Origin of the sequence: Burkholderia sp. Bp9140, assembly GCF_003853425.1 — a bacterium.
Classification (GTDB): Bacteria; Pseudomonadota; Gammaproteobacteria; order Burkholderiales; family Burkholderiaceae; genus Burkholderia.
This window is the reverse complement of record NZ_QTPQ01000041.1, coordinates 74,735-80,734: the sequence shown is the minus strand read 5'-3', so window position 1 is coordinate 80,734 and position 6,000 is coordinate 74,735. Positions and strand designations below refer to the sequence as shown.

Genomic DNA, 6,000 nt, shown 5'->3' with positions numbered 1-6,000 from the left:
GCCCCCCCCCCCCCCCCCGCCCGCCCCCCCCCGCCCGCCCGCCGCGGGGGCCCCCCCCCCCCCCCCCCCCCCCCCCCCCGGGGGGGGGGGGGGGGGGCCGCCCCCCCCCCCCCCCCCCCCCCGCGGCCCGGTTCCGCCTGTGCAACGTTTGCTATTGACGCACATCAAGTTTTGTTCGTCGCTTGCCGTGACAATGTGATGAAATAAAAGGTGGACTGGCGCATTGCACGCCGTGTCCGTTCCGTTTGCACATCCCGGGCTCTGCACATGCAAACGACCATCGGCCAAACTCACGAGGAAAACCGGCAAATCGCGGCCTGCCTGCGCGAAGCCGCGCAGTTGCTTGCCGACCAGGGGGCGAATCCCTATCGGGTGGCCGCCTACCGCGCGTCGGCCGATACGATGGAGTCGCTCGACTGCGACATCCGCACGCAGTTCGACGCGGGCGGCGTCGATGCGCTCGGCGCGCTGCCGGAGGTCGGCACGGGTGTCGCGCAGGCGATCGCCGAACTGCTGGTGACCGGGCGCTGGCGCCTGCTCGACCGGCTGCGCGGCGACGCGGAACGCGCGTCCGCATTCGAAGCCGTGCCGGGCATCGGTCACGCGCTCGCGCTGCGGATTCACGACCAGTTGCACATCGATACGCTCGAGGATCTCGAACGCGCGGCCCGCAGCGGCCAGCTCGAAGCGATCGCGGGCGTCGGCCCGCGTCGCGCGGCCGGCATCCGCGCGGCGCTCGACGACGTGCTGAGCCGGCGCCGGCGCTGGCAAGGCCACGCGCGCGATGCCGGCCCCGGCACCGAACCGCCGGTCGAACTGCTGCTTTACATCGACCGCCTGTACCGCAACAAGGCCGCCGCCGGCATCCTGCCGATGCTCGTGTCGCGTCGCCTGAACGCGGACGTCAGCGTGTCGCCCCCCGTGATGCACATGACGAAAGGCGGCTGGCATTTCACCGCGCTGTGCCCGTATCCCGCGCGACCGCACGAGTCCGGCAGCACCGCGGACTGGGTCGCGCTCTACTTCTACGATGCGTTGCAATGCGAGTACCAGCGGACCGTCGTCACCGAAACGCTCGGTTCGCTCGTCGGCAAGCGCATCGTGCGCGGACGCGAGATGGAATGCCGCGTGTATTACGCGGGTTGAGGCGCCCGGGACGCCGACCGCCTCCGTACAACCGCCCCGCAGCACGCTCGAGCGCCACGCTCCGGCCAGCCGACCCGGCTACGTACCGTCCGTCTTCGTGCGACGCGCCGGATGACGGTGCGCCGCGATGCGCAGCAGCTTGCGGAACGCCGGACACTCGAGATGACTCGGCGCCGGACAGAGTGCCGCATGCCGCAGCGCATCACGCACCGCACCGAGACGGCGGATCGTACGGTCGAGCTCGTCGGCCTTGTCGTCGAGCTTCGCGCGATCGATCGCCGGCCGGCCGTCCGCGCCGAACATCGCGAGGATGTCGTCGAGCGAAAAACCGGCCTCGCGGCCGAGCGCGATCAGCGCAAGGCGCTCCAGCACCGACTCGTCGTACTGGCGCCGCAGCCCGTGACGGCCGCTCGGCACGATCAATCCCTTTTCCTCGTAGTAGCGCAGCGTCGACGCGGGCAATCCCGAGCGACGCGCGACATCGGCGATGTCCAGGCGGCTCATGCTTGACCTCAAGTGAACTTGAAGTTGCACGATAGCCGTTCGACTCCTTCGCCACAAGATCCGGCAGCGTTCGGACTGGCGACGCTGGGCCGTTAGGCGCCGCGCACCGGCGTAGCGGATCGGGCCGGCGCAAATGAACTGAAACCGAATCGCGACATCCCGCGCCGCCTCGTCACCGCGGAAGACCCTCCGCCGTTTCCAGCCGCTTCAGCGGCCCGGGCTGACGCACGCGTCATTCGCCGCCGCTGTCGATCAGGTTGCGGCGCACGCGCCCGAGCAGACGCACGAGCGTGTCGCGCTCGTCGCGCGTGAAGCCGCGCAGCCCGTCGTCGGTGACGGTGTCGCCCACTTCCAGCATCTGCGGAAATATGTCGCGCGACTTGTCGGTCAGCCGGATCACGAACGCGCGGCGATCGTCGTCGTTCGCGATCCGTTCGATCCACCCGCAGCTTTCCATCCGGTCGAGCAGCCGCGTCAGCGAGATCGGCGTGATCTCGAGCCATTCCGCGAGCCGCGCCTGATTCATCTCGCCCTTCCACGTCAGGTACGCGAGCACGCGGCTTTGCGCGCGCGTCAGTCCGATGCGCTTCGCGCGCCGGTCGAACAGGCGTCCCTGCAGGCGGGCCACGTCGGAAATCAGGTAGCCGATCCGGTTCTCGTAAGTCTTGTCCATGCGGCGATTATAGGGGCAGGCCGCGAACGACCCGCGGCTCGGGTCAGGCGATGAGCACGGATATAATAAGCATGCTTATAATTCGAGGCACCCCGGATCGCCGCCCACGAAGACCGCCCCACGGAGACGCCCGCTTGAATCCCGCCGCCGACACTGCCACCTCGCCGCCCGCCCTCAATCGGCCGATGCTGACCCTGTCGATCATGCTCGCGACGCTGATCCAGACGCTCGACAGCACGATCGCGAACGTTGCGCTGCCGCACATGCAGGGCACGCTATCGGCGTCGCAGGACGAGATCACCTGGGTGCTGACCTCCTACATCGTCGCCGCGGCGATCGCGACCCCGCTGACCGGCTGGCTGTCCGACCGCCTCAGCATGAAGCGGCTGCTGACGATCTCGATCGCGGGCTTCACGATCGCGTCCGCGCTGTGCGGGCTGTCCGAGTCGCTCGTGCAGATCGTCGGCGCGCGGCTGCTGCAGGGCGTGTTCGGCGCCGCGCTGGTGCCGCTGTCGCAGTCGATCCTGCTCGACATCAATCCGCGCGAGAAGCAGGGCCAGGCGATGGCGATCTGGGGGATGGGCGTGATGGTCGGCCCGATCCTCGGCCCGACGCTCGGCGGCTGGCTCACCGACAGCTACAACTGGCGCTGGGTGTTCTTCATCAACGTGCCGATCGGCGCATTCGCGCTGGCCGGCGTGCTGACCTTCCTGCCCGCGCGCGCGCCGCGCCCGCACGTGAAATTCGACGCGTTCGGCTTCGCGACGCTCGCGCTCGCGATCGGCGCGTTCCAGGCAATGCTCGACCGCGGCGAACAGCTCGACTGGTTCGGCTCATACGAAATCCGTATCGAGGCGCTGATCGCGGCCGTCAGCTTCGCGTTCTTCCTCGCGCACACGGCAACCGTCGGCAAGGCGTCGTTCTTCAAGTCGGAGCTGCTGCGCGACCCGAACTTCGCGACCGGCACGCTGTTCATCTTCGTCGTCGGCGCGGTGCTGTACGCGACGCGCGCGCTGTTGCCGCCGATGCTGCAGAACCTGATGGGCTATCCCGTCGCGACGACGGGCCTCGTCACCGCGCCGAGCGGCGCGGGCACGATGATCGCGATGCTGTTCGTCGGGCGATTGTTGAAATACGTGGACGCGCGGGCGCTGCTGCTCGCCGGGCTGGCGATTTCCGCGCTCGCGCTGTGGCAGATGATGCAGTACACGATCGTGCTGTCCGAGGCGGACATCGTGTGGCCCGGGGTGGTCCAGGGCTTCGGGCTGGGGCTCGTGTTCGTGCCGCTGAGCGCGCTGTCGTTCTCGACGCTGCAGCCCGAGCTGCGCGCGGACGGCACGGCCACCTACAGCCTGATGCGCAACATCGGCAGCAGTATCGGCATCTCGATCGTGCAGACGCTGATGACGCGCAACACGCAGGTCGCGCATGCCGACCTCGCGACCCACGTCACGCCGTTCGACCCGGCCGTGCAGGCGCTGGCCGGCAGCCACCTCGACATCGCGCTGCTCGACCGCACGATCAACCAGCAGGCCGCGATGATCGCCTACCTGAACGACTTCAAGCTGATGTTCGTCGCGACGCTGCTGATGATCCCGCTGTTGCTGCTGATCCGCCCGCCGCGGAAAACGGCGAGCGTCGACGTCGCGCACGCGGCGATGGACTGACGATGCGACGGGCGCGCCCCCGTCGCAGGCCGATTCGTCAGGCCTTCATCGTCCCGGTGCGCACGTAGCGCTCGTGCCACGACAGCGCCTCGGCGAGCAGGTGCGGCGTGTGCTTGCCGAAGCTCTCGCGCGACGCGCGCTCGAAGTAGTCTTCGAGCATCGGACGGTAGTCCGGATGCGCGCAGGTCGCGATGATCTTGCGCGCGCGCTGCTTCGGCGACAGGCCGCGCAGGTCGGCGAGCCCCTGCTCGGTGACGACCACCGCGACGTCGTGCTCGGTATGGTCGACGTGGCTCGCCATCGGCACGATCCGCGAGATCGCGCCGCCCTTCGCGGTGCTGGCCGACATGAAGCACGACAGGTAGCCGTTGCGCGCGAAGTCGCCCGAGCCGCCGATGCCGTTCTGGATCTTCGTGCCCATCACGTGCGTCGAGTTCACGTTGCCGTAGATGTCGGCCTCGATCATCCCGTTCATCGCGATGCAGCCGAGGCGGCGCACGAGTTCCGGATGGTTGCTGATCTCCTGCGGGCGCAGCAGGATCTTTTCGCGGAACGTCGCGATCTCGTCGGCGAAGCGCTGCACGGCGGCCGGGCTCAGCGACAGCGCCGTGGCCGACGCGAAGCTCAGCGTGCCGTCATCGAGCAGGTCGAGCATGCCGTCCTGGATCACCTCGGTATAGGCGGTCAGGTTCGAGAAGCCGGCCGAGCTCAGTTCCGCGAGCACCGCGTTCGTGATGTTGCCGACGCCCGACTGCAGCGGCAGCAGGTTTTCCGGCAGGCGGCCGCGCTTCACTTCGTGGCGCAGGAAATCGATCAGCTGCAGCGCGATCTGCTTCGACGTGGCGTCCGGCGCGGAGAACGCGTTGCTGCGGTCCGGCGCGTCGGTCTCGACGATCGCGACGATCTTGTCGGCCGGGCAGCGCAGGTACGGCTCGCCGATGCGGTCGTCGCTTTTCGTCAGCGGAATCGGCTTGCGGTGCGGCGGCAGCGCGGTGCCGTAATAGACGTCGTGCATCCCGTCGAGGCCGAGCGGCTGGCGCGAGTTGACTTCGAGGATCACGTGCTTCGCCTGCTCGAGCCACGTCTTGTTGTTGCCGATCGATGCGGACGGAATCAGCAGACCGTCCTCGCGGATGCCCGCGACTTCGACGATCGCAACGTCGAGCTCGCCGTACAGCCCGAACCACGCGTATTGCGCGACGTGGCTCAGGTGCACGTCCTGGTAGTCGACTTCGCCGTTGTTGATCTTGTCGCGCAGCGTCGGGTCGGACTGGTACGGCAGGCGCATCGAGATGCCGTTGGTGCGGGCGAGCGCGCCGTCGAGTTCCGGCGCGGTCGATGCGCCAGTCAGCACGTTGATCCGGAAGTCCTCGCCGCGCGCGTGGGCGGCGTCGATGTGGGCGGCGAGCGCGGCCGGCACGGCCTTCGGATAGCCCGAGCCGGTGAAGCCGCTCATGGCGACGGTCATGCCGGGACGGATCAGCGCGGCGGCTTCGTCGGCGGTGCGGACGAGCGAACGCAGGGCGGGAGCGAGGATGCGTGATGAAGACATGGCTGGTTATCTGACGCTTTGGGTCTGTCGTTGACGTCGCGGGGGGTGTCTCCTGAGCGACGCAAAGCCCTTGGGGCCGCGAGGGGCGGCCCGGCACCACGGGCACGGTCCGAGTATCGCAGAGGCCATCGGCGCGAAATGTCCGCCGGATGCAAAAGATACTTACTGAATGCACCGGGTATCGAACGGCCGTTCTGTGACAAGGCGCTGCTTCGACGTCGAATGCTACCGAAAGGTTTGCGAAAGCAATCTGCCAATTTTCCGCTCGCGGATTGCGAATTACTGAACGTCAATCAACCGATACCCTTCCGGATTGACTGCGTAAACGCAGGGAATCCGCATCCAATGACCGATCGGCGATCGCCGCGGCCGATTGTCGCCCGGCACCGCGTTGCCGGGCCTGATGCACATCAACCCGTCAACGTGCGCGAATCGCCGCCAGGCCCGCGCGCGAGGCC

Annotated in this window: 5 protein-coding genes; 2 read left to right on the top strand and 3 right to left on the bottom strand. The window is 68.2% G+C overall.

Annotated elements, in window-relative coordinates:
* Positions 1–267 precede the first annotated feature (267 nt).
* Positions 268–1,146 carry a helix-hairpin-helix domain-containing protein gene (locus DIE21_RS29285; RefSeq protein ID WP_124500944.1) on the top strand — a complete coding sequence of 293 codons (879 nt, stop codon included), beginning with the start codon at positions 268–270 and terminating at the stop codon, positions 1,144–1,146.
* A gap of 78 nt (positions 1,147–1,224) precedes the next feature.
* On the opposite strand, the gene DIE21_RS29280 is transcribed toward DIE21_RS29285, so the two are convergent.
* Positions 1,225–1,650, bottom strand: a complete 426-nt coding sequence (locus tag DIE21_RS29280; RefSeq protein WP_124500943.1) for a helix-turn-helix domain-containing protein — start codon at positions 1,648–1,650, stop codon at positions 1,225–1,227.
* 232 nt (positions 1,651–1,882) lie between these two features.
* The gene (locus DIE21_RS29275) at positions 1,883–2,323 is read right to left on the bottom strand and encodes a MarR family winged helix-turn-helix transcriptional regulator (RefSeq protein WP_124500942.1); all 441 of its coding nucleotides are present in this window, start codon (positions 2,321–2,323) and stop codon (positions 1,883–1,885) included.
* 134 nt (positions 2,324–2,457) lie between these two features.
* On the opposite strand from DIE21_RS29275, the gene DIE21_RS29270 reads away from it, so the two are divergent.
* A complete protein-coding gene (locus DIE21_RS29270) occupies positions 2,458–3,990 on the top strand; it encodes a DHA2 family efflux MFS transporter permease subunit (protein ID WP_409364658.1) in 1,533 nt (510 codons plus the stop codon).
* A gap of 37 nt (positions 3,991–4,027) precedes the next feature.
* Here the strand turns inward: DIE21_RS29270 and DIE21_RS29265 are convergent, their stop codons facing one another.
* Entirely contained in the window at positions 4,028–5,542 is a 1,515-nt protein-coding gene (locus DIE21_RS29265) for an acetyl-CoA hydrolase/transferase family protein (RefSeq protein WP_124500940.1), read from the bottom strand.
* Positions 5,543–6,000: the final 458 nt, after the last annotated feature.